Consider the following 20,798-nt stretch of genomic DNA (forward strand, 5'->3'; position numbering starts at 1 on the left):
GTCGGGTGGGCCGTCGCGTGGTGTCGCTCCGGCGGACGAGCACGGGCCTTCGCCCGCGCCATCGGTTGGTCATCCTAGTTTCGGAGTGTAGGGGTGAGCTCACTCCGGGCCCGCACGAGGTGTGTCCCGGTGGTCACGACGTCGCTGAGCACGGTCCGCAGTTCTGCCACGAACCGGTGGACGGCAGCGGTGGCGACCTCGCTGCTGGGGAACCGGGCCGAGATGTTGACGCCCTGCGGAGTGCGATGCACCCACAGGTAGACGTCGTGGTCGTACTTCCTGCTCCGCAGTGCGCGCGCGTTGACGTCGGGCCACGTCCGCGCGTCGGGTGCGAAGCGCACGTCCATGAAGGAGACGACGAAACGCGGGGTCTCGTGCAGGTCGATCGCCTCGGCGACGAGATCGAGGGGGACGCGCGAGATCGGACGGGTGCGTGCGATCTCGGCTCCGGCGCGCACGACGACGTCCCCGAACGACTCGCCGTCCGCGACGTCGAACGCGAGGGGAGCCACGCCGACGAACCAGCCGAGGGACGCGGCCCACGACGGGTCGTGACGGGTGTGCATCGGGGTGACCGTGCGGAAACGCCCCGCACCGGACACGGCAGCCGCCGCAGCGCCCATCGAGGCCATGAGGCCGGCGGAGAAGCCCGGACCGGCGCGGCGGCACGCCACGGTGAACGCGTCCGCCTCCTCGGGCGAGAGGACCCACGCGGACAGTCCGGCCTGCGGGAGCGGCACCTCCGGGACGGGTCCGATGTCGAGCGGGAAGGACGGGAATCGTCCCCCGTCCTCGGCGAGGAAGTTCGCCCACTCCACGGCGGCGTCGTGCGTCCGGTCGACCCCGCTGCAGAGGGTGCGCTCGAGTTCGCCGAAATCGAGGTAACTGCCGGTGGGGAAGAGCCCTGCCGGGGCGCCGGTGGTCTCCTGCTCGTAGAGGCGGGTGAGTTCGTGCGCGATGAGCACGATGGACAGCCCGTCGATGATCGAGTGATCGGCGGCGAAGAACACGGTGAAGTGGTCCGGTGCCGCGTCGCCGCCGGAGTGTCCGGTGGGTTCGAGAGTGACGAACGCGTACGACGGCCACACCAGCGGCGACGTGTACTCGTCGAACAGGTGCTGAAGATGCTGGTATACCTCGCCGGCCTGCGTGCACGTGTCCTGCTGGATGACCCAGATGTCGGTGGCACCGACCGGGGCCGTCACGCGTGAGAGCAGGCCCGTGTCGGGGTCGACGGTGGCGTTGGACCGCATGCCCTCGTGCCGGTCGATCCACGCCAGCACCGCGCGCCGGAACGCGGCGGTGTCGAGCGGGCCCGCGATGTCGAACGCGGTGCCGAGCCACGACTCGCGACCGGCAGACGGCCTGGCCAGGGTGCGACGCAGGTGCGCCTCGTGCACGTAGGAGGTGGGCCGATCGTCGGGCAGCCACCCCGCGTCCTCCGGCGTCGATGCGTGCGGACCGACGCTTGGGATCCATTCGGTGAGGGTGCCTGCCGGAATCGGGTAGTCGACCAGTTCGGTGAACTCCACGATTCGGCTGTCCTTTCAGACCGGCGCGGCGCCCCGTCCGGACGCCGCTCTCGGTACCTCAGTCTACCGCCGAGAGCGACATTGTCCGAACAAAGCGGCGAGTCAGGACCGCAGGTGCTGTTTGACGCGGCTGAGCATCGCCGACATCCCGCGCAGCCGTAGCGGACTCACGGCCGCCGCGAGTCCCAGCTCGGTGTAGAAGTCGTCCGGGACGTCGAGGATGTCGTCGGCGGGAAGACCGTCGAGCCCCTGCGCCAGGATCGACGCGAAGCCGCGCGTGGTCGGTGCCTCCGGCGGGGCGCTGAAGTACAGGCGCACCGCAGACCGGTCGGACGAGTCCACCGACAGGAACAGCGGTGACTGGCACTCCGGGACGGGCTCCATCGCGGCCTGCTCGAGACCTGCGGGCAAGGCCGGCAGCTCCTTGCTGAACTCGAGCAGCATCGTGATCTTGTCCTGACCCTCGACTGCCGCGAAGTCGTCGACGATCTCGGCCAGCGGCGCGGGCAGTGTTCCGCTCACTGCAGGGCTCCGGGCTCCTCGCCGCGCGCGATCGGTGTGCGCACGGCGTTGCCCCACTCGGTCCAGGAACCGTCGTAGTTCCGGACGTTCTCGTAGCCGAGCAGATGCGTCAGCACGAACCACGTGTGCGACGACCGCTCGCCGATGCGGCAGTACGCGATGACGTCGGCGTCGGAGGACACGTCCCCGTAGACCTCGTCGAGCTCGGTGCGGGACTTGAACCGGCCGTCGGGTGCCGCGGCCTTCGCCCACGGGATGCTCAGCGCTGTCGGGATGTGTCCACCGCGCAGCGCACCCTCGTCGGGGTAGTCGGGCATGTGGGTGCGCTCGCCGGTGTACTCGGCGGGGGACCGCACATCGACCAGCGGGCCGGATCCGAGGTGTGCGAGGACGTCGTCCTTGAACGCACGGATGGCGGCGTCGTCGCGCTCGACGACGGGGTAGTCCGCCCCGGAGATGTCGGGGACGTCGAGTGTGGTGTCGCGATTCTCGGCGAGCCAGGCGTCGCGTCCACCGTCCAGCAGGCGCACGTCCTCGTGGCCGAACAGGGTGAAGACCCACAGCGCGTACGCGGCCCACCAGTTGCTCTTGTCGCCGTAGATGACGACGGTGTCGTCGCGCGAGATGCCCTTGCGGTTCATCAGGTCGGCGAACTTCTCGCCGTCGACGTAGTCGCGCGTGACGGGGTCGTTCAGGTCGAGATGCCAGTCGATCTTGACCGCGCCGGGGATGTGGCCGACGTCGTAGAGGAGCACGTCCTCGTCGGACTCGACGACCTTGAGTCCGGGTGTGCCGATGTTGGCGGAGAGCCACTGCGTCGTGACGAGTCGTTCGGGGTGCGCGAACGACGCGAAGGCGGGGTGGGGATCTGGCGCGACGGACACGTGCGTCTCCTGAGGTTGTCAGACGGGGGGTCGAACTGGTTGTGCGTGACCACACGATCCTAGGGCGCGCGTCGGGACGGCGTCAGACGCTGGTGTCGTCGATCCCGTCACGATGCGCCGCGGCGCTCTCCCACAGATCGGCGATGCCGACACCCACCTCGGCGAGCAACCGGCGTACCAGCGGCAGCCCGATACCGATGACGGACGACGGGTCACCCTCGATGCCGTCGACGAACCAGCCACCGAGACCGTCGAGGGTGAACGCGCCCGCGACGGCGAGTGGCTCGCCCGAGCGAAGGTATGCCTCGAGGTCCCGCTCGGTCGGCGAGGAGAAGTGCACCGTGGTCCCGCAGTGGGCCGCGCCGCGTGCGGTCACCCGGCCGTCGTCGAGCCGTAGGACGCAGTGACCGGTGAGCAGGTCACCGCTCGCACCGGCCATCGCCGCCCAGCGTTCGCGAGCGACGGCGACGTCTCGTGGTTTGCCCACGAGGTCGCCGCCGATCGACAGCATGGAGTCGCAGCCCACGACGACGACGGTGCCGGTCGACAGCTCCGGATCGTGGGCGAGAGCCTCTGCGATCACGGCCGCCTTGGCCGCGGCCAGCTCGGTGACCACCACCTCGTGGGGGGAGTCGGAGGGCAGTGCTGCGGCGACCGCGTCCTCGTCGACGTCCGAGACTCGGACGATCGGATCCACCCCGGCTGCCCGCAACACGGACAGGCGGGCGGGCGAGCGCGACGCGAGTACGAACCGGACCGTCACCGCGGTCCGGTGACCCCGGTGGTGAACGAGTAGGGCGAGAAGGCCGTGCCCGCGCGGTGCATGGTGGACGGGCGACCCCAGTGATCGAGCACGGGGATCTCGGTCGGCCCGGCGTCGGCCGTGGCGGCGGACAGGACGGCCACGAGGGCGGCGATCTCCTCGTCGGTCGGGTTGCCCGACTCGACGCGCAGGAAGGGCGCCGAGGGAGCGGTCTCGTCCGTACCGGACTCGGTCCGGTCGTCGGCTGATGTCACGAAGCGTCTCCTCCAGGTGCAGGTGTTCCCCGAACTCTAGGGGACGGTGACCGGCGCGTCGGCCGCGGTCCGGGTGTCCACCGCGAACCGTAGGGCGGCCTCGCACGGCTGGGCGACGAGTGCGAGATGGTCCGTGACGGCGGCCACGAAGACCTCGATCGTGGTGCGGGCGGTCGGGTTGTCGGGGAACCGGCTCCGCAGTGCGAGACCGTCCGCGGTGCGGGAGATCCAGAACTGCGCGTCGTCGGAGACGGTGACGTTGGAGATGTGGTGGGCGTCGATGCTGCGCAGCAGGTCGTGTCCGGGGGCCGACCGGTAGTCGACGTAGGACACCATGAAGACGTCCTTGCGCGGGCGCCGGAGTCCGCCCGCGGCCTCGACCACGCGGGCGATGGGCACCTCGCCCAGCGCGACCGCGCGTCGCACCGCCGGACCGGCCGAGCGGATCGTGGCCCTCAGGTCGCTCTCGGTGACCACCTCGAGCGGCGCGTTGGTGACGAACCAGCCGACGGACGACCGCCACGCCGCGGATCGACGGGTGTGCAGCGGGAACAGCAGGGGAACCGTGGCGCCACCACCGAGGTCGCGTACCGCGTGCGCCATGGCCGCGAGCACACCGGCGTAGAGGCTGGCCCCGTCGGCCCGGCACCCGGTCTCGGCCGCGTCGGCCTCCCGTGCGGTGAGCAGGGTGTCGACGCGGACCGCACAGCGGTCCGTGCGCCCGTGCGGGACTCCGAGATCGAGAGGGAACTGCGGCGGAGCGCCGGCGCCCGCGTGCAGGAACTCGACCCACGTGCGGAGCCGGTCGTCCTCGAGGTCGATCGGCGTGCCCGCGGACTCGGCTGCGCAGTAGTCGACGAAGTCACCCGGATCCGGCGCGGTCTCCGGCTGGCCGAGATAGCCCCGACGGACGTCGTCGATGACGACCGCCAGCGAATACGCGTCGACGTGCGCGTGATCGAACCCGCACACCACCGTGGAGACGTCCGGACGATCGATGGCGAGGAAGGTGTAGGCCGGTGCGGAGAAGGGAGCGCACGCGGCGTCGAGCGCACCGCGCACGACGCGGTGTGCCTCCGGGACGGACGGGACCGCGATGTCCGGTCGTCGTCGGAGGGTGAGCGCACCCTGCGGATGGTTCACGCGTGACGGACCGGAGTCGGACCGCACGAACCCGGTCCGGAGCGAACCGTGGCGTGCGACCAACCGCTCGAGAGAACGCTCCAGGGCATCGGTGTCCAGCGGCCCCGGGACGTCGAACGATGCTGCGAGCCACGTGCTGCCGTCGTCGACGTCGGCGAGGTGCGCACTCTGGTTGAACGACGGCGGGACCGTCGACGGGACGGGTTCGGCGTCGGAACGCACGAGCCACTGCAGGATGACGCCGGGGCGCGGGGCCCAGGCGTCCACTCCGATCACGTGCACGCGCCACCACCGACGACGCGGTTCCCGTCCCGCGCGACCGTCTGCAGGACCTCCCGCAGGTGCTGGTGGTATCGCGCCACCTGCCGCTGAGCCTCGGGCGTCGCGGGAGTCTGCGACCCGAGATAGAAGTGGCGATCGTCCCGGTTGAACCACATGGACGCGTTCGCGGTGCGGCCCTCGCCGGTGAACAGGATCGCGTCGTCGTCGGCCTCGGAGCCGTGGCCGGGGAACCAGCGGAAATCAATGTAGGACAACAGGTGCGGGCTCGATGCCAGTCCGGCGCCGCCGACACCGGACTCGAAGAGCAGCTGCAGCACCTTCCCGATCGGCGCTGCCGCGGTGGCCTTCGTGCGGGCGTAGGCCTCGCTCGCTCGACCGACGAGGGTGCGGAAGTCGCCGACGCCCGCCACGGGGAACGTCACGGGCGCGAAGTTGCAGAACCAGCCCTGGGACAGGGCGAAGTCCCCGAGGTGGCGGGTACCGAGCACGGTGATGCCGGCGTAGTCGTCGCGGCCCGCGAGCTCGTGATCGGTGATCGCGACCGCGGCGAACAGGCCCGTGACGAACTTCCCACCCGCCTCCCGGCACGCGGCGTCGAAGGCCGCGGTGTCGTCCGCGCCCAGCAGGTCCATCTCGATCGGTTCGACGGGAGCGGTCTCACCCGGTGCGAGTCCGAGGTCGAGCGGGAAGGACGGCATCGCGCCGCCGTGGGCTCGCACGACGTCGATCCACTCGGCCAGCTCGGGGGAGTCGGCGTCGACGGCCTCGGCCCTCTCGTTCTCGATCGCGACGTGCTCGAGGAAGCTTCCGGTCCACGCCGAGATGTCGGTGGGTGCACGGTTCGACTGCGCCGCGCGATAGAGATCGATCAGCTCCGCCAGGACCAGGACCTGAGAGGCGCCGTCGGAGAACGCGTGGTCCGCACCGTAATAGAGCGTGAATCCCCCCGGTCGCGCCACCGCCCCGAACGCCACGGCGGGCCAACTCAGGGGTGTGGCGTCCCGCGAGAGCCGATCGCGCACGTAGTCGAGGAACTGGTCGGGCGCCGAGCACTCGCCCGCGGAGACGGCCCGCAGGCGCGCGGCCGCCGGGGGAACGCGGCGCCGCACGACCGCGCCGCCGTCCGTCTCGAACCACGTCTGCAGTCCCTCGTGGCGCAGGAGGAACTGCTCGAAGGCGAGGGTCAACGCGGCGACGTCGAGATCTCCGGCGACCTCGGTCGCGGAGCCGAGGTACGCGGTGTGCGTGCCTCCCCGGTCCGCCACCGCGCGCACACCGCGAACATGGTTCTCCTGCAGAAACGACGGCGGGGTGGGATCGACCGGTGCGGACTCGACGAGCGGCCGTGCGTCGTCGACCGGATGCCACTCGAGCAGTTGGCCGGGTGCGGGTTTCCAGTTGCGCATCGCCGTGATGATCATGCGTGCACCGTCCTGTCCGCCCCGCTCTCGACGACGGCGCCGGCGGACTCGCGCAACACCTCCTGGAATCGGGCGAGGTAGGCGTGCACGTTGCGGACCGCCTCCTCGTGGCCGGGGAACCGGGCCGCGATGCTGAGGCCGAGCGGCGTGCGGAGAATCCAGAAGTAGACCTCGTCGCGGGAGGCGGTGGCACTGCGGAGTGTGCGCGTGTTCCACAGCGGCCACGACTCGGCATCGGGGGTGTGCCGCAGATCGAGATAGGACACCACGAACTGCGGCACCGAGTCCACGTTCAGCAGCCGCGCGACACGGGAGTACGGCTGGCGTGCATAGCCCTTGACGGCGTCCAGGCCGGCGGCGGCGCGGCGCACGGCGTCGTCCACGTCCGAGCCGGGGTCGACGTGGACGTCGACCGGCACCACTCCCACGTACCAGCCGACCGATTCGGCGTACTGGGGCTCGAAGCGCGTGTGCATGGGCATGGTCACTCGCAGTCGGCGTTCACCAGCGAGGTCGCGGGAGGTCAGTGCCAGCGCACCGACCACGGCCGCGGTCATGGACGCACCCCGCGCGCGGGTGTGTGCGGCGAGCGCGTCGGTGTCCGCCGCACTCAACAGGTAGCGGGAGAGACTGCTCTGCCGCTCGGGACCGTGCTCGTCGTCGGCGCCGACCGGGAGGGGGAACGGGGGGAAGCTGCCGTCGGAGAGGAAGGACGACCAGGTGCGGACCACCTCGTGGTCGGGGGTCAGGCAGTCACCGGTCTCCCGGTCGACGACGCTGAAGTCGAGATGACTGCCGATCGCCGCCAGCCGTGGATCGCGCGCGTGGATCTCGAACTCGTACAGTCGGCGGAGTTCGCTGACGGCCAACAGCATCGAGTACGCGTCCATGACGGAGTGATCGGCTCCGAAGACGAGCAGGAACCGGTCCGTCTCGTCGTCCTCCTCGGTCGACGAACTCGGGGCGATGTCCTCGACCGTGGCGACCACGCAGTGCGGCCACCGGAACGGCGACAGGGTGCGGGCGAAGAAGTCGGAGACGTCGGCGTGCACGTCGGATCCAGTGCGCCGACGCCCGAGTACACGCGGAACCACGTCCACCGCATCCTCCGGGACGGTGGAGCGGGCGAGACGGGCGCCGCCGTCGGCGTCGACGCCGTCCGTCGTGACCGTCGAGCGGAAGGTCTCGTGGCGAGCGGTCCACGCGCGCAGAGCACGACGCAGCGCCTCGGCGTCGTACCGGTCGTGGATCTCGAACACCGCCCCGATCCAGGCGGCGCCGATCTCGTCCGAGGATCCCGTGGCAGCCTTGGCGAGGCTGTGACGGCAATGTTCCTCGTGCGTGTAGGCCAGTGGTCGGTCGTCCCGATACCAGCGGTCGGTCGCGGTGACGGTGGGGATCCACTCGGTCACCACGCCCCGGGGGAGCGGGTGATCGGCGAGCTCGGTGAATTCCATCTTCGGTCTCACGTCCGTTCGGGTCGAGATCGCAGGGTCGGGAAGTGGAGCGGTGCGCTCAAGGCATTCCGCGATCGGTGCGGGGGCGCAGGAGATGTCGCGCGGAGAAGGATCCGCTGTCGCTGTCGTAGGCGCGGATCATCACGAGTCGGCAGGCGTGGAGCACGGACACCCCCGGCACGTACAGCACGAGCGCTGCCGCCGCGAGCGCGTGGCGTCGATGCAGTCGCAGGGTTCGGGGGAGGCACGCCATGTAGCGGACGAATGACCGCATTCCCGATTCCATTCGGCGCGGCGACACTCCCACGGTGAGGGAGGGCAGAAAGGCGTTGCGCCCGCCCGACTCCTGGACGCAGAGCCCCATGTCGACGTCCTCGAAGACGTCGCGGCGCAGCGAGACGTCCTCGCGGATCAGCTTCCACGTCTCGCGGCGCAGGATCATGTTCGAGCCGTACAGGACCGGAACGTCGCGGACCTCTGGGGTGGACGGCGACCGCCGGGCGAGCGGTGACCACCGCGCCTTGATGCGGGCGGCCGCGTCGCCGTAGGGCAGCTCGTACGCCTCACCGCGTCCGCACGCGGCGGCCCAGTGCTGATCGACGTCGGCGGCGAAGAAGTCGAGAATCGTTGCCGCCCAGTCATCGGGCACGCGGGTGTCGGCATCGATCCGGGCGACGAGATCCCCGGACGCCGCATCCATACCGGCGTTCCGGGCGAAGACGAGACCCTGCTGCTTCTCGGTCACCACGCGGATCTCGGGGTGGTCCGTGGCATGTCGTCGCACGACGTCACGGGTGCCGTCCGCGGAGTTGTTGTCCACGACGATGATCTCGGTGATGCAGTCGAGCTGGGTGCACAGCAGGTCCAGGCACGCGCCGATGCACTCCTCCTCGTCGAATGCCGGGACGACGACGGACAGGGACAGTCGGTTCATCGGGAGGTCTCCGTTCGCGAGGCGGTCGGGTGCAGCGGGGCCGTGCGGCGCTGCGCTGCCGCCTCGACGAGGTCGGCGCACCGCCGGACCGCATCGGTGGGCGAGACGAGGGAATCCGCGAGACGCTCTGCAGCAGAACGTGTCCGTGGGTGGAGCACCCGGGCCAGAGCGGCATCGAGCGAGGCGGAGGACGCCGATCGTGCGGCGACGCTCGCGCCGACTCGCGAGGCGACGACGCGTCGTCCCCACAGGGGTTGATCGGCACCGACGTGACACACGAGGGTGGGTCGACCGGCGCGCAGACCGGCCGCGGTGGACCCGGCGCCGCCGTGGTGGACGACGGCCTCGCACTGAGGGAGCACCGCGGTGTGGTCGACGGCCGACACCGAGAGGACATCGTGCCCGAACTCGCTGGAACCGGGGGCGTTCTCGCGCAGCAGCCGGTCGTCCCAGCCGCCGACGAGCAGAACGCGTCTCCCGGCACGCCGAACGGCAGCGACGAGTTCGTCGAGAAGAGCCGCGCCGCCGGGGACCGTCATGCTGCCGAACCCGATGTACACCGGTGGTGTGCCCGCGCGGAGCCAGGAATCGAGACCGTCGGTGACCGGGGCAGCTCGCTGCACCGCGGCGCGAGTGCGGGCGTCGGGATGCAGGAAACCGGTGAGAGGTCGCGCCGGGCCCCATTCCTCCGTGAGCCCGGGGAACAGCGCCGCGTCGTACGCCTGGATCTCGGTGACGCCGGAACGCGCCAGCGCCCCAGCGACACTGGATGTCATGGGCGGAAGTCCGAGTTCTGCTCGGAGGGTGGTGTGCGCACCACGGGAGGCGCGCCACAGTGTGGTGTCGAGCGCCCACCACGCCGCGCGGTGCACGAACCCCGGGAGGGCCGACGGTACCGGGACGACGGAGGCGACGCCGTTGCTGCGAACCGGGCAGAAGTGCAGGGGTGCGTAGGGGATCGAGTGCACCTCAGCCACGTCGTACGCGCTCTCCTGACCGACGGACGACCCCACGAGGACATCGCTGCCGGCGGCCAGGTCGGTCAGCGCGGCTCGCGCGGCGCGACCTCCCGCGACGGTGACGGCCGTGATGGCTGCCAGCCGGCGGCGCGGGTTGCGCGAGGCCATGTCTCGGGTCACGAGGGGCGAGGTGAGCAGCTCCGCGGTGTCCACACCGCACGGGCGAGCATCGAGTCCGGCGGACGCGGCGAAGGCGACGAGGTTCGGCGGAACGGCGAGCACCACACGGTGTCCACGTCGTTCCAGCTCGGTGGCCAGGACGACGCCGGGCTGCACGTCGCCTCTACTTCCCTGAAATGCCAACGTGACCTGCATGTCTCACCCCCTCGAGCGTTGCTTCGCGACCCCCGCGCGCCGAGCGTCCGCAACTGATGACCTCCGCGAACTGTTCGTGGAACGACCATTGCAGACATGGTGGGACTCCGCCAATCGTGACGTCCTACGCCACACCGACACGCCAGGGTGACGAGTGTCTCGCTGTCCGAGTTGCGATCGGGCCCGTCGTGACATCCCACGCCGCTGCGCCGACCCGACCTCCTTGTTCGGCGTATTCTGCTGTCAGCCTTGACAAGTCGACTGCGGCACTGCTTGTGACCAGCGTGCGTTCCCGACCTCGAGGTCTGTCCGTGGTCCAGTTCTCGGATCGGCACCACGACATGCCGTCCCGTGCGTCGAATGGTACGAACAAGTGACACAAGCGGACGAGACGCCATTTCCGGCGCACTCCACATCAGGTATGTCCGAGGGGGAATCGAGTCGTGCGTATCGTCATGGCCGTCAGCGGAACGCGAGGCGACGTACAACCTGCCGTCGTCCTGGGTTCGGATCTGGCGGGCCGGGGCCACCACGTGGTCATGGCAGTTCCGCCCAACCTCGTGCACCTGGCCCGCGGGGTCGGACTCGAGACGGTGCCGTTCGGGTACGACACCCGCGAGCACATGAACTCGGACCTGGTCCGTCACGGCCTGTCCCGCGGGTCGGTCGCCGACCGTGCGCGGGCGCTCGCCGCACTGTGGAACTTCGGGTGGGACCATATGGTGACGGAACTGCGCGACGTCGTCGACACCACGGCGCCGGACGTGCTGCTCACCGGCATCACCACCGAACAGATCGCGCTGCCCCTCGCCGAGGCGCGCGGGATCGGTCTCGTCGCGCTGCATCACGCGCCGGTGCGCGCCAACCCGCGGTACTCACCTGTGCCCGGCATCGACGGTGCGCCGGCTGCGGTCGTCGGACTGGCCTGGACCGTGCTGGACCACGTCCTGTGGACGGCGACCCGGCGGCGCGAGAACACGCTGCGCCGCTCCCTGGGCATCCCCACGGTGTCGTCACCGCTTCCCGGTCGCATGGCCCGTCGCCGGACCGTCGAGATCCAGGCCTACGACCGGGTGTTCTGCCCCGAACTCGCCGTCGACTGGGACGGCACGCGTCCCCTCACCGGTTTCCTCGAGGTGTGCCCGGAGCTGCGGGCACGGATGGATCCGCAGCCGTCCGACCCGTCCCTGGACGAGTGGATCGACGACGGCCCCCCGCCCGTCTACGTCGGCTTCGGATCCATGCCGGTGACGAACCCGGCGGCCGTCCTGGCCGCCGTCGCGGATGCCGCGGTGCGCGTGGGCGAACGGGTTCTGCTGTGCGCCGGCTGGAACGACGTCGACTCCGCAGACGCGCTCGGTGATCACGTCCGTGTGACCGGCGCCGTCGACCACGCCGCGGTCTTCCCCCGATGCCGCGCCGTCGTGCACCACGGCGGCGCGGGGACCACCGCGGCGGGACTGCGGGCCGGGCGGCCGACGGTGGTGTGCTCGGTGTCGTCGGATCAGCCCTTCTGGGGTCGGCGGGTCGTCGCCCTGTCGTGCGGCGCCGCGATGTCCGCCTCCGACATCACGGCGCAGTCGTTGGAGAAGGCGTTGCGCCTCGCTCTGACGCCCGAGGCGGCCGCGGGCGCTGCTGCCGTGGCCGCCGCCATGACGAGTCCCGCGGAGGCGGTTCGCCGCGCGTCCGACCTCGTGGAGTCGGCCCGCCCCGCACCGACGGACGCGGTGGTCGCATGACGGCGCGCCTTCAGGATCAGGACTTCACCTACTGGTTCCTCTCCGAGGCGTTCGGGTGGGACGTGGTCCTGCAACTCGTGTGGCGCTTCGACGACGCGGTGCCGGACGCCGACGTGACGGCGATGGCGGTGGGACTCGCGCGCGGAGCACTGCATCGACGCATCGTGCGACCGTCGATTCCCGTCGCCCGCCCGAGCTGGGTCCGGTCCGACCGGGCTCCCGCCGTTCGGCTCGACGACGAGTCTGTGACACCGGACGAGGTCCTCGACTGGGCGACGCGCGATCTCGAGACCGTCGACCTCGACGTCGAGGAGGGTCGCTGCTGGGCGCTGCGGTCCACCCGGACGACCACCGGTGGATCGGCGCTGTCTCTCACCTGCCTGCACCTCGTCGCGGACGGCCGAGCGATGACGGCGGCCGCTGTGGCCGCCGTCGCCGACACGGCCGGGGTGCGCGACGACGTCGGCGCCGCGCCGACCGGGCCGGCCGCACTCGTCGGGGACGTCGGCGACGCAGCACGTCAGGTGGTCGGAGCCGCGGCCGGCGTGGCACGGACCGCCGCCGCCTTGGTGTCCGATCTCCGCTCGACCGGCTCCGGCGTCGCACGTCCGGCCCCCGTCACCCCCCGCGCTCCCGCACACACCCGTGCGCCGCTGGCTCGTCCGTCCTGGGCGACGGTCACGGTGCCGCTGGCGGAGTGGGACGCCGTCGCGCAGCGTCACGGCGGGACACGGAACTCGTTGTTCGTCGCGGTACTCGCCGGTGCGCTCGTCGCCACCGGCTACGCAGACGACGGGCTGCCCGTGAAGGTCGGCATCCCGATGAGTCTGCGCCGGGGGGAGGACGATCAGCGCAGCAATGCCACCGGGGGCGTGTCGATCTCACTCGCCGAGCGCGTGATTCCGGGCTCCGATCTGGGCGGTGTCCGCGCGCTGTGCCGGGACGCGTTCGCGGCGCTGTCCGCCGGACGCCGGCCGGCGATGATTCATCTGCAACCGCTGCTCCAGGTACTCCCGCTGTCCGTCGTGACGTCCGTGGTGACGGGCGGCGGGTCCGGTATGCCCGACGTGGTCGCGTCGAATCTCGGGTCCTTCGACGGTCTCCGCCGGGTCGGCGGCCGTACCGCCACGGACGTCGCCTTCCGGGGAACAGCGCACCACGTCGACCCCGCCGGCACGCAACGCTTCGGCGAGGGCGTGCAGTCCTGGTACCTGGAGACGGACGGTGCGGCGACCTTCGCCGTGGCCGGGTTCGACGAGACACGCGTGGGTTCCGCGCAGGCGCTGACGGCAGCCCTGTCCGCGGAGCTCACCGGATGGGATGTGCCGCATGAGTTCTGGTGACGTGACCACTGCTCCGGTCCGCCCGGCAGACCGCGTGGCGGGTGCCGACGAGTCGTACGCGTTGGCGGAGCGACTCTTCGGATGGACGGCGCCGATCCAGTACCTGTGGATCTTCCCGGCCGACCCGGGTGCGGACGCCGTCGCGACGCTCGCCGACCGGCTCGCGTCGGGATCGTTCGACCGCCGGGTGGTCCCCACCTCCGTGCCGTTCGGCCACGACCGATGGGTGCGGGCCGAGCGCCCCGCCACGGTGTACACCGAACCGGGCACCATCGCGGATGACGCGGTGGGGGACTGGGTCGATGCGCGGCTCCGTGCGGCCGATCTCGACCCGTCTGCCGGACGCGGTTTCACGCTCGAGTGCGCGCACACCGATACCGGACGAGTCGTCGTGGCACTGCTGGTCTCGCACATGATCGCCGACGGTCAGGCCGTGTACGCGGCGCTCGATGCGGCTCGCCGGGGGCCGACGCGCTCGGCACTGCCCACCGGGCGTGACGTCGCCGGGTGGGCCGGCGTGCGGGGCGATCTCCGTGACGCGGGGGCGCAGATTCCGGCGGTGGCGCGGGCTCTCGCGGTGATCGGGAAGGCGGCGGCGACGGCCGGCGCGACGGCGCTGCGGACGGCGATCACACGATCCGACGAGACTGCCCCGACCGCCGCGCCGGTCGAGGCTCGCGCGGACGAACCCACTCCGACCGAGTCCGACACCACCCTCGCCGTGGTGGATCTCGATCGCCGTGAGTGGATCGCCCGCGCGGCCGAGCACGGTGGTACGCCGAACAGCCTCTTCACAGCCGTCATGGGCGGGGTTCTGCGTGCGTCCGGCCATCCGACGGGTCCCGAGGGCACGCGCATCTGCATCGCGGTGAGCAACCGCGCCGACGGCGACGACAGAGCGAATGCGTCCGGGGGCGTGTGGATCCGGGTGCCCGGGCCGATCGGACCCGAGGTGGGGCTCGGCGAGATCCGCGCGCTGAGCAAGGCGGCGTTCGCGAAGTACGCGACCACGGACGACGCGGTCACCGACCACCTGCAGGCGGTGGCCAGGTTGCTTCCGGACCGGGTGCTCGGGCGGATGATGACGTCCATCGCCGGGCCGGACACCACCGTGTCGAACCTGGGCGCCGCGCCGCAGAGCGCTCTCGAACTCGGTGATCAGGTCGCGGAGTCGTTCGGGATCCGCGCGATCATGCAGGGCCGCGACGCGGCCGCCCGGCGTCGACAGGGACCGGCGATCGCCGCGTGGGCGGTGGAGTACGGCGACAAGGTGACGGTCACCGTGTTCGGCATCCACCCCGAGTACGCGGGAGACACCGGCCGGCTCCGCGAGACGGTGTCCGCGGAGCTCGACCGGTGGTCACTCGAGCACTCGTTCTGGTGAGGTCTAGAGCGGGATGTTGCCGTGCTTCTTCGGAGGCAGGGTGACCATCTTGCGTTCGAGCAGGCGCAGTGCGGTGACGATCTGTCCGCGGGTGTGGCTCGGGGGGATCACCGCGTCGACGTAGCCGCGTTCGGCGGCGACGTACGGGTTGACGAGGGTGTCCTCGTACTCGTTCTGCAGCTCGAGGCGCAGTGCGTCGACGTCGTCACCGTTCTTGGCGGCCTCGAGGAGACGTTTGCGGTAGACGAAGCCGACGGCGCCGGAGGCGCCCATGACGGCGATCTGCGCGGTGGGCCACGCGAGGTTGAGATCGGCGCCCATGTGCTTGGACCCCATCACGTCGTATGCGCCGCCGTACGCCTTGCGGGTGATGACGGTGATCTTGCCGACGGTGGCCTCGCCGTAGGCGTAGAGCAGTTTCGCGCCGCGGCGGATGATGCCGTTGAACTCCTGATCGGTGCCGGGCAGGAAGCCGGGGACGTCGACGAGGGTGATGATCGGGATGTTGAAGCAGTCGCAGGTGCGCACGAACCGGGCGGCCTTCTCGGACGCGTCGATGTCGAGGGTGCCGGCGAACGCGGTGGGCTGGTTGGCGACGATGCCGACGCTGCGCCCGTCGACGCGGCCGAACCCGACGATGATGTTGCGGGCGCGCCCTTCCTGCACCTCGAGGAACTCGTCGTCGTCGAGGATGCGGCGGATGACCTCGTGCATGTCGTACGGGGTGTTCGGCGAATCCGGGATCAGGGTGTCGAGTTCCAGATCCTCGGCGGTGAGGGAGTCGGCGATGGCCCCGTCGATGGGGTCCGAGGGGGCAAGGCGGGGCGCGGTGGCCTGGTTGTTGGAGGGGAGGTAGCCCAGGAGTTCGCGGACGTAGTCGAGGGCGTCCTGCTCGCCGGAGGCGACGTAGTGGGCGACGCCGGACTTCTCCATGTGGGTGTGGGCGCCGCCGAGGTCCTCCATGGTGACGTTCTCGCCGGTGACGGTCTTGATGACGTCGGGTCCGGTGACGAACATCTGGGAGGTCTTGTCGACCATGACGACGAAGTCGGTCAGCGCCGGGGAGTAGACGTGCCCGCCCGCGGCCGGTCCCATGATCAGCGAGATCTGGGGGACGACGCCGGACATGCGGACGTTGCGGTGGAAGATCTCGCCGTAGAGGCCGAGGGAGACGACGCCTTCCTGGATACGGGCGCCGGCGCCCTCGTTGATGCCGACGAGGGGGCGTCCGGTCTTGAGGGCGAGGTCCATGACCTTGACGATCTTCTCGCCGTAGATCTCGCCGAGGCTGCCGCCGAAGACGGTGGCGTCCTGGGAGAACACGCACACGTCGCGGCCGTCGACGGTGCCGTAGCCGGTGACGACGCCGTCGCCGAAGGGGCGGTTGTCGGCGAGGCCGAAGTTGACGGAGCGGTGGCGGGCGAGGGCGTCGAGTTCGACGAACGAGCCCTCGTCGAGGAGGGCGGTGATGCGTTCGCGGGCGGTGAGCTTGCCCTTGGCGTGCACCTTCTCCACGGCCGCCTCGCCCATGGGCTTCTCGGCCTGGGCCTGGCGGGCGGCGAGCTCGGCCAGCTTTCCGGCAGTGGTGTGGATGTCGGGTGCGGCAGCCCCCGTCTCTTCTCGAGCCACTGATTCCTGCGCGGACGCATCCTGAACACTCGTCATAGACCAGCACTGTATCGACGCCGCGCCGCCGGACGTGGCAGGGGTGGTGCGTCGGCCGCGTCTCTATGCTCGGCCCCATGTGGGAGAACCTGGACAGACCGCCGCTCGACGGGCGTGCGCTCACCCGCGCACTCGTCGAGGGACCCCGCGGATCGTGGTCGCGTGTCGACGTCGTGGCGCGGACCGGATCGACCAACGCGGACCTGCTGGCCGTCGCCGACACCGCCGGTGACCGCACCGCGCTGATCGCCGACGTCCAGGACGCGGGCCGCGGACGGCACTCGCGGTCGTTCACCGCTCCCGCGCGGTCGCAGGTCATCGTGTCGGCGCTGGTCAAGCTGCCCGGCGTGCCGCCCGGATCGGTGGGGTGGCTCCCGCTGCTCACCGGTGTCGCGGTGGTCGACGTGCTGCGCACCGTCACCGAGGTCGACGCGGTGCTCAAGTGGCCCAACGACGTCCTCATCCGCGGCGACGAGTCGTCCGGCTACGCCGGAGGCAAGGTGGCGGGCATCCTGGTGGAGGTGGCCTCGACCCATCCCGTCGTGACGGCGGTGTCCGGAGTCGGCATCAACGTCAGCCTCACCGAGGCGGAGCTGCCCGTCCCGACGGCGACGTCCCTGCAACTGGCCGGCGCGGCGGTGATCGATCGCGGCACCGTGGTGCGCGCCTTCCTGCGGGCCATGGGTTCGGCACTGGACGAGTGGCGGGAGTCGGGGTGGGACACCGCGCCGATCGCGGAGCTGTACCGCTCCCGGTGCGATACTCTCGGCCGCCGCGTGCGGGTCACGATGCCGGGCGACACCGAGCTGGTGGGCGTCGCGACCGACATCGACGAGCACGGTCGGGTGGTGATCGTGCCCGAGTCGGGGGACACCACGCCGGTCGCCGTCTCGGCGGGCGACGTCACTCACCTCCGCGCGCTCGACGCCTGACCGCCCCTTCCCCTCAGGAGAATCGCATGTCGTTTCCGCAGGACGCACTGGGGCACGAGGAGGACCTGATCCTGCATCGGCACCCGCACTGGAAGATGCTCGTGCTGCCGGTGCTGACGTTCCTCGTCGCGACGCTTCTCGCGGGCTTCCTCGTGGGTCTGATCGGACGGTCGCTGGAGTCCACGGCGCGGTCCGCCGCGCTGATCGCCGTCGCGGTGGTGTGGGTCGGGCTGATCGCCTGGCGCACCGCTGTCCCCGTACTGCGGTGGCGGTCCACACATTTCGTCGTGACCGACCGACGCGTCCTCGTCCGCCAGGGTGTGCTGTCGCACTCGGGCATCGACATCCCGGTACGCCGGGTGTCCAACGTGCAGTTCCGTCACGGTCTTCTCGACCGGCTCCTGAAGACCGGCACCCTGGTGATCGTGGCGAGCTCCGACGACCCCCTCGAGTTCGACGACATCCCCGACGTCGAGCGGGTCCACTCCCTGCTGTACCACCAGGTCTTCGACTCCCAGAATCACGGCTGGGACGACGGAGACGATCTCGGTCCCGCGCGCACTACGTAGGGTGGTCCGGTGACCGAAGTCCTGCTCGCCGAAGACGATGAAGCCATCGCGACCCCGCTGTCCCGCGCACTCGGACGAGAGGGGTACACGGTGACGGTCGAGCAGACCGGTCCGGCAGCGCTCTCGCGCGCCCTGGAAGGCTCGTTCGATCTCCTGATCCTCGATCTCGGGCTCCCCGGGATGGACGGCCTCGAGGTGTGCCGGCAGATCCGCGCCACCAGGTCCGACCTCGCCGTCCTGATGCTCACCGCACGCACCGACGAGGTCGACTTCGTCGTCGGTCTCGACGCGGGAGCCGACGACTACGTGAGCAAGCCCTTCCGCGTCGCCGAGCTCATGGCGCGGGTCCGGGCCCTGCTCCGGCGCCGCGGCGCGGCCTCCGAGGACGGCACCATCGAGGTGGGCGGCCTGCGCCTCGAACCCGCCGCACGGCGCGTCCTGCTCGACGGCCACGAGATCCCCCTGGCCAACAAGGAGTACGAACTTCTCAAGATCCTGCTCGACCATGCCGGTCAGGTGGTCTCGCGCGAGACCATTCTGCGCGAGGTGTGGGGCGACGCCGAGCTGCGCGGCTCGAAGACGCTGGACATGCACATGTCCTGGCTGCGCCGCAAGATCGGCGACGAGGGCTCGGTGGCCGAACGACGCATCGCGACCGTGCGCGGCGTCGGCTTCCGGATCAACACGGACTGACCGGGCCACCGCATGAGGCGTCGGATCCTGCAGTCGATCCTCGCGGTCGTCATCCTCACCGGCATGCTGCTCGGCATCCCGTTGACCTACACCGCCTGGCTGTGGGTCGAGGACTTCACTCGCGGCGACCTGCGCACCCGGCTCGAGCGCATGGCGTCCGAGATCATCGATCAGGAGGGCGGGGACGGCCGCGTGGACGGCGGCCTCGACACCGCCTCGCTGCGTCTCGTCGTGCCCATGGGCGGGCGCCTCGTCGTCGTCTACCCCACCCCCGAGAACCCGGCGTCCCGCATGGACATCGGCGCACCGTCCGTCGAGGATCCGATCGAGGAGTCCCTCTCGATGGGCACCTCCGGGTCGCTGCTCCTCGAAGTGCCGTCCGACGAGATGCGCACCGCCCAGAAGCAGGCCGTCGGCGCGGTGGCGCTCGTCGTCCTGGCCTCGATCGCGGCCGGCACCGTCGTCGCCGTCCTCACGTCCCGTCGACTCTCCACGCCCCTGCAGCACGTCGCGGGGCGGGCCGCCCGGCTGGCCGAGGGCGATTTCCGCAAGGACCCCACCCGCCACGGCATTCCCGAACTCGACCGGGTGTCCGACGTGCTGGACTCCGCATCGGTGGAGATCGTGGGGCGCCTGCAACGCGAACACTCCCTCGTCGCGGACGTCTCCCACCAGTTGCGCAGCCGTCTCACCGCGGTGCGCCTGCGTCTCGACGAGCTGTCCGGCCACCCCGATCCCGAGGTGGTCACCGAGGCCAACGAGGCGATGGCCCAGGTGGACCGGCTCACCACCGCGATCGACGACCTCGTGCGATCGTCCCGCAGTGACGGCGCGGCCGACGCCTCGACCGTGCGCGTACGCGGCGAACTCGAACCCGTCATCGACGACTGGCGCGGGCCGTTCGCCGATGCCGGCCGCGACCTCGAGCTGCGCGGCGACTCGTCGGTCACCGCCCTGGTCACGGGTTCCCGGCTCCGCGAGGCGGTGTCGGTGCTGCTGCACAACGCGCTGGACCACGGCGGCGGGCGCTGCGTCGTCACGGTGCGCCTCGTGGGGGAGTCGCGTGCACCCGCGCAGGACGGACCACGGCCGCCCGTGGTCGTGGAGGTCTCCGACGAGGGAACCGGTGTCAAAGACGAACTCGCGCCGCACATCTTCGACCGTGGCTTCTCCGGCGCCGGATCCACCGGGGTGGGCCTCGCCCTCGCCCGCGCGCTGGTCGAGGCGGACGGGGGACGACTCGAACTGCAGCGCCGACGTCCGGCGCTCTTCGCGGTGTTCCTGCCCGCGGCACGCGTCGACCAGGTGATCCCGGCCGGGATGTCCGAACCGCGCTGACCGGCTCGACTCACCTAGGCTCGCGACGTGACTGCGCCCGACTTCTATTCCGAACTGCGGACTCTGCGACTCGAGCGGGTGCTCGACGCCGGGGTGGAGATCATCGCCGACCGCGGGTGGGACGGCCTGAGCATGACCGAGGTCGCGAAGCGTTCCGGGGTGCCCCGGCAGAGCCTCTACAAGGAGGTGGGTACCAAGGACGACCTCGGTCGCGCCGTCGTGGACCGCGAGGTCGAGCGATTCCTGGAGCAGGTGCGCACCGGGCTGGCAGCGCATCCCGACAGCTTCGAGGACGGCATCTCCGCTGCTGTTCGGGGCGTGCTCGAACACGGTCGGGCCAATGTCGCTCTCGCAGCCGTTCTGCGGCCGGGGCACGATTCGGGTCTGCTCGCCCTGGTCACGGTCCACCCCGACGCCGTGTTGGGCCACGCGAACGGTGCCGTCGGTGCGTTGGTGGGCGAGAGAGCGCCGGACGCGTTGGTGGACTGCGTGGTTCGACTGACGCTGAGCCATCTGGTGCAACCGTCCGTGGACGTGGACGAGGCGGTGGATCGCATCGACCGGGTGGTCCGCGGGTTCGCCTGAGCGGACTCGGCTCGGTCCCACCGG

General features: G+C 70.8%; 19 protein-coding genes. 8 read left to right on the forward strand and 11 right to left on the reverse strand.

Annotated elements, in window-relative coordinates; translation table 11 throughout:
- Positions 1-74: 74 nt before the first annotated feature.
- The 10 genes from OG947_RS20650 to OG947_RS20695 all read right to left on the reverse strand — a co-directional run bounded on the left by OG947_RS20650 (position 75) and on the right by OG947_RS20695 (position 10,526).
- A complete protein-coding gene (locus OG947_RS20650; protein ID WP_328812773.1) occupies positions 75-1,532 on the reverse strand; it encodes a condensation domain-containing protein in 1,458 nt (485 codons plus the stop codon).
- A gap of 102 nt (positions 1,533-1,634) precedes the next feature.
- Positions 1,635-2,054 (reverse strand): SufE family protein, encoded by a 420-nt coding sequence (locus OG947_RS20655; RefSeq protein WP_037186768.1) that lies wholly within the window; start codon positions 2,052-2,054, stop codon positions 1,635-1,637.
- Positions 2,051-2,938: a sulfurtransferase gene (locus OG947_RS20660; protein ID WP_222627152.1), complete on the reverse strand. Its 888-nt coding sequence runs from the start codon at positions 2,936-2,938 to the stop codon at positions 2,051-2,053. The genes OG947_RS20655 and OG947_RS20660 overlap by 4 nt, the downstream gene beginning before the upstream one ends.
- An 82-nt stretch (positions 2,939-3,020) precedes the next feature.
- Positions 3,021-3,701 (reverse strand): Maf family protein, encoded by a 681-nt coding sequence (locus OG947_RS20665; protein ID WP_222638696.1) that lies wholly within the window; start codon positions 3,699-3,701, stop codon positions 3,021-3,023.
- Positions 3,698-3,955 carry an acyl-CoA carboxylase subunit epsilon gene (locus OG947_RS20670; protein ID WP_027506905.1) on the reverse strand — a complete coding sequence of 86 codons (258 nt, stop codon included), beginning with the start codon at positions 3,953-3,955 and terminating at the stop codon, positions 3,698-3,700. Before OG947_RS20670 ends, OG947_RS20665 begins: the two co-directional genes overlap by 4 nt.
- Before the next feature lie 36 nt (positions 3,956-3,991).
- Positions 3,992-5,380 (reverse strand): condensation domain-containing protein, encoded by a 1,389-nt coding sequence (locus OG947_RS20675; RefSeq protein ID WP_328812774.1) that lies wholly within the window; start codon positions 5,378-5,380, stop codon positions 3,992-3,994.
- On the reverse strand, positions 5,371-6,801 hold the full coding sequence (locus OG947_RS20680; protein ID WP_222650395.1) for a condensation domain-containing protein: 1,431 nt from the start codon (positions 6,799-6,801) through the stop codon (positions 5,371-5,373). Before OG947_RS20680 ends, OG947_RS20675 begins: the two co-directional genes overlap by 10 nt.
- Positions 6,798-8,258 (reverse strand): condensation domain-containing protein, encoded by a 1,461-nt coding sequence (locus tag OG947_RS20685; RefSeq protein ID WP_328812776.1) that lies wholly within the window; start codon positions 8,256-8,258, stop codon positions 6,798-6,800. Before OG947_RS20685 ends, OG947_RS20680 begins: the two co-directional genes overlap by 4 nt.
- 58 nt (positions 8,259-8,316) lie before the next feature.
- Entirely contained in the window at positions 8,317-9,192 is an 876-nt protein-coding gene (locus OG947_RS20690; RefSeq protein ID WP_328812778.1) for a glycosyltransferase family 2 protein, read from the reverse strand.
- A complete protein-coding gene (locus OG947_RS20695; RefSeq protein WP_328812779.1) occupies positions 9,189-10,526 on the reverse strand; it encodes a glycosyltransferase in 1,338 nt (445 codons plus the stop codon). The genes OG947_RS20690 and OG947_RS20695 overlap by 4 nt, the downstream gene beginning before the upstream one ends.
- 443 nt (positions 10,527-10,969) lie before the next feature.
- Between OG947_RS20695 and OG947_RS20700 the strand changes: the two genes are divergently transcribed.
- The 3 genes from OG947_RS20700 to OG947_RS20710 are packed head-to-tail and all read left to right on the forward strand — an operon-like array spanning position 10,970 to position 14,992.
- Entirely contained in the window at positions 10,970-12,265 is a 1,296-nt protein-coding gene (locus OG947_RS20700) for a glycosyltransferase (protein WP_328812780.1), read from the forward strand.
- Complete coding sequence (locus OG947_RS20705) at positions 12,262-13,608, forward strand: hypothetical protein (RefSeq protein ID WP_328812781.1); 1,347 nt, start codon at positions 12,262-12,264, stop codon at positions 13,606-13,608. The genes OG947_RS20700 and OG947_RS20705 overlap by 4 nt, the downstream gene beginning before the upstream one ends.
- Positions 13,595-14,992: a hypothetical protein gene (locus OG947_RS20710; RefSeq protein ID WP_328812782.1), complete on the forward strand. Its 1,398-nt coding sequence runs from the start codon at positions 13,595-13,597 to the stop codon at positions 14,990-14,992. The genes OG947_RS20705 and OG947_RS20710 overlap by 14 nt, the downstream gene beginning before the upstream one ends.
- Before the next feature lie 3 nt (positions 14,993-14,995).
- Here the strand turns inward: OG947_RS20710 and OG947_RS20715 are convergent, their stop codons facing one another.
- Positions 14,996-16,657, reverse strand: coding sequence for an acyl-CoA carboxylase subunit beta (locus OG947_RS20715; protein ID WP_261769639.1), 1,662 nt, complete (start codon positions 16,655-16,657; stop codon positions 14,996-14,998).
- Between the two features lie 77 nt (positions 16,658-16,734).
- Between OG947_RS20715 and OG947_RS20720 the strand changes: the two genes are divergently transcribed.
- From OG947_RS20720 to OG947_RS20740, 5 genes are read left to right on the forward strand one after another with little or no spacing between them, the layout of a single operon-like run.
- A complete protein-coding gene (locus OG947_RS20720) occupies positions 16,735-17,589 on the forward strand; it encodes a biotin--[acetyl-CoA-carboxylase] ligase (protein ID WP_056448034.1) in 855 nt (284 codons plus the stop codon).
- Between the two features lie 26 nt (positions 17,590-17,615).
- On the forward strand, positions 17,616-18,158 hold the full coding sequence (locus OG947_RS20725; RefSeq protein ID WP_027506896.1) for a PH domain-containing protein: 543 nt from the start codon (positions 17,616-17,618) through the stop codon (positions 18,156-18,158).
- 9 nt (positions 18,159-18,167) lie between these two features.
- Positions 18,168-18,851 (forward strand): response regulator transcription factor, encoded by a 684-nt coding sequence (locus OG947_RS20730; protein WP_027506895.1) that lies wholly within the window; start codon positions 18,168-18,170, stop codon positions 18,849-18,851.
- 12 nt (positions 18,852-18,863) lie between these two features.
- Positions 18,864-20,189, forward strand: a complete 1,326-nt coding sequence (locus tag OG947_RS20735) for an ATP-binding protein (protein WP_222647012.1) — start codon at positions 18,864-18,866, stop codon at positions 20,187-20,189.
- A gap of 27 nt (positions 20,190-20,216) precedes the next feature.
- Positions 20,217-20,774 (forward strand): TetR family transcriptional regulator, encoded by a 558-nt coding sequence (locus tag OG947_RS20740; RefSeq protein ID WP_222650405.1) that lies wholly within the window; start codon positions 20,217-20,219, stop codon positions 20,772-20,774.
- Positions 20,775-20,798: the final 24 nt, after the last annotated feature.

This window comes from Rhodococcus sp. NBC_00297 (genome assembly GCF_036173065.1).
GTDB lineage: Bacteria > Actinomycetota > Actinomycetes > Mycobacteriales > Mycobacteriaceae > Rhodococcoides.

What these genes read in the sequence shown, in the direction of transcription:
- OG947_RS20690 (WP_328812778.1), bottom strand. Translation starts at nt 9,192, where the DNA reads ATGAACCGACTGTCCCTGTCCGTCGTCGTCCCGGCATTCGACGAGGAG.
- OG947_RS20705 (WP_328812781.1), top strand. Translation starts at nt 12,262, where the DNA reads ATGACGGCGCGCCTTCAGGATCAGGACTTCACCTACTGGTTCCTCTCC.
- OG947_RS20685 (WP_328812776.1), bottom strand. Translation starts at nt 8,258, where the DNA reads ATGGAATTCACCGAGCTCGCCGATCACCCGCTCCCCCGGGGCGTGGTG.
- OG947_RS20725 (WP_027506896.1), top strand. Translation starts at nt 17,616, where the DNA reads ATGTCGTTTCCGCAGGACGCACTGGGGCACGAGGAGGACCTGATCCTG.
- OG947_RS20710 (WP_328812782.1), top strand. Translation starts at nt 13,595, where the DNA reads ATGAGTTCTGGTGACGTGACCACTGCTCCGGTCCGCCCGGCAGACCGC.
- OG947_RS20695 (WP_328812779.1), bottom strand. Translation starts at nt 10,526, where the DNA reads ATGCAGGTCACGTTGGCATTTCAGGGAAGTAGAGGCGACGTGCAGCCC.
- OG947_RS20680 (WP_222650395.1), bottom strand. Translation starts at nt 6,801, where the DNA reads ATGATCATCACGGCGATGCGCAACTGGAAACCCGCACCCGGCCAACTG.
- OG947_RS20720 (WP_056448034.1), top strand. Translation starts at nt 16,735, where the DNA reads ATGTGGGAGAACCTGGACAGACCGCCGCTCGACGGGCGTGCGCTCACC.
- OG947_RS20715 (WP_261769639.1), bottom strand. Translation starts at nt 16,657, where the DNA reads ATGACGAGTGTTCAGGATGCGTCCGCGCAGGAATCAGTGGCTCGAGAA.
- OG947_RS20735 (WP_222647012.1), top strand. Translation starts at nt 18,864, where the DNA reads ATGAGGCGTCGGATCCTGCAGTCGATCCTCGCGGTCGTCATCCTCACC.